Below are 1,554 nucleotides of genomic sequence, written 5' to 3'. Positions count from 1 at the left end.
TTTCTATCTCTTTCCTTTCTTCCTGATTTAATTCAATTCTTACAGATTTTCTTGCCATAATATTATTATAGCAAGATTTTATTGTAATGTCAAGTTATTATACCTCTTTTATCGGACAGGGCACTAGCGTATGACTCTATTGCTATCTCTAGTGAACAATCAGAGGTATTTAGAGCTTTCAATGTCCCTGAAAGTTCTCTTGACAAAGCTGTGGTCAAATCCATCTTTTTGTGGTATAATTCTTCTTGTAGAGGGGTAAGTATGGCTACATTTAGGAATGTTCTAGAAGAATCAATTCCTATTGCCACTTCTCCTCTACGCTCTTCTTTTAGAATAGATTTAGAGTGCATCTTTCTTCACCTCCTTTAGTTTTTCCCTCACGGCATTTATGAATCCTTGCTTATTTGCAAAAAGCTTCCTTCTATTAGCCATTTTGAGGGAAGTAAATAAGGGAAGGTAGCAATTAGCTTTGCCCTTTGAAGGGAAACGCATACAAGCTTTACCTTCCCTTGCCATTTTTGACTCTATTTTGATTACTAAAGTATTCATTAAATTCAATTTTTGCTCATACTTCTACGAAGTATGAGATTTATATCCTCATCATCAAGATATTTTAACATTTGTAAGATTATTTTAACATTCATAAACACATACGATAACTATGGCTATACTATGCCTCTGGCAAAATTTAAGAAACTAGATTAGAATCTTTATCTCTTTAAAACTCTACAATGGAATGTTTTGATGGTATTTAACAAAAAAATCTGCAAAGGAAAAAAGAGATTATCTTTTTGTGATGCGTTTTTGATATAATATATCTTGTTTATACTGAAAATCAATTAAATTTCAAGTAAGAAAGAAAATTATCTCTTAAGTAATTTGTAAAAAATGCCGAATAAATAGATAGAATGGCAGGATTTCTTAAGGATGAGGATAGGAACAAATTAAAAGGTCTGCATAGGAAGACAAAAGAAAAGAAGTTAGCAGACCGTATTAAGTGTATCTTGGCATTAGACTTTGGATTTACCTATAAAGAGATAAAAAAGATGTTGCTTTTGGATGAGGTAAGTATAAACAATTACAAGAAGATATACCAGGAAAAGGGAATAGATAAGCTATTGGATGTAAATTATAATGGCTATTCTGGAAAGTTGTCTTTAGCCCAAGAAGAAGAATTAAAAAGCCATCTAAAGAAGCATTTAATAAGGTCGGCAAAGGGGATATGTGAGATTGTTAAACAAAGATTTGGAATCAAATATACCTCTGTTGGAATGGTTCATCTTTTACATAGATTAGGATTTGTATACAAGAAAACCCGATTAGTTCCCTGTAAGGCTAATAAAGAAAAACAAGAAGCATTTGTTAAGAAATATGAGGAACTAAAAGCCAATAAGGAAAAAGATGATAAGATATACTTCATAGATGCCGTTCACCCCCAATATAACTCAATGCCAGGGTGGGGCTGGATAGAAAAGGGAAAAGATATGATTACCTTAAGTAATAGTGGTCGTCAAAGAATAAACATAAATGGTGCCTTGGATATAGAAACAAAGA

3 protein-coding genes are annotated in these 1,554 nt (G+C 32.2%); 1 reads left to right on the top strand and 2 read right to left on the bottom strand.

The annotated features are described in order from the left end of the window. Window positions 1-89: 89 nt before the first annotated feature. Together AB1630_13175 and AB1630_13170 are read right to left on the bottom strand one after the other, a co-directional pair. Window positions 90-350 (bottom strand): hypothetical protein, encoded by a 261-nt coding sequence (locus AB1630_13175; protein MEW6104737.1) that lies wholly within the window; start codon window positions 348-350, stop codon window positions 90-92. Then, window positions 340-549, bottom strand: coding sequence for a hypothetical protein (locus AB1630_13170; GenBank protein MEW6104736.1), 210 nt, complete (start codon window positions 547-549; stop codon window positions 340-342). Before AB1630_13170 ends, AB1630_13175 begins: the two co-directional genes overlap by 11 nt. Window positions 550-908: 359 nt before the next feature. Between AB1630_13170 and AB1630_13165 the strand changes: the two genes are divergently transcribed. Beyond that, on the top strand, window positions 909-1,554 hold a 646-nt coding region (locus tag AB1630_13165), incomplete at its 3' end, for a winged helix-turn-helix domain-containing protein (GenBank protein ID MEW6104735.1).

The sequence above is a fragment of the bacterium genome, from assembly GCA_040753555.1.
In the GTDB taxonomy this organism is placed as follows: domain Bacteria; phylum UBA9089; class UBA9088; order UBA9088; family UBA9088; genus JBFLYE01.
The sequence above is the reverse complement of the archived record's forward strand: the minus strand, read 5'-3'. Positions and strand labels throughout refer to the sequence as shown.

Coding starts and splice junctions, on each gene's coding strand:
- AB1630_13175 (MEW6104737.1), bottom strand. CDS start 350: ATGCACTCTAAATCTATTCTAAAAGAAGAGCGTAGAGGAGAAGTGGCA.
- AB1630_13170 (MEW6104736.1), bottom strand. CDS start 549: ATGAATACTTTAGTAATCAAAATAGAGTCAAAAATGGCAAGGGAAGGT.